The following is a 229-nucleotide window of genomic DNA, read 5'->3' on the forward strand; positions in this document are numbered from 1 at the left end:
GTGCAGTTTGTGTCGGCTTTTTCGCAGCCTTATTTGGTGGGACACCAACCCTAATTTCTGAGCCAACCGGGCCAATGACCGTGGTTATGACTGCAATTGTCGGTTCCATGACCGCAGCTAACCCCGAAAACGGCTTGGCAATGGCATTTACCGTAGTCATGCTAGCGGAATATTTCAAATCTTTTTTGGAATATTTAAGTTGGGTAAATACATTACCCTCATGCCTTAC

The 229-nt window shown here is 45.9% G+C and carries 1 protein-coding gene; it reads left to right on the plus strand.

Features of this window, described 5'->3' with window-relative positions; genetic code table 11:
• The coding region (locus ACCD03_RS25675; RefSeq protein ID WP_413413305.1) for a SulP family inorganic anion transporter at positions 1-229 on the plus strand (229 nt) is incomplete at both ends.

Origin of the sequence: Ralstonia sp. Ralssp135, from assembly GCF_047304345.1 — a bacterium.
Taxonomy (GTDB): domain Bacteria; phylum Pseudomonadota; class Gammaproteobacteria; order Burkholderiales; family Burkholderiaceae; genus Ralstonia; species Ralstonia chuxiongensis.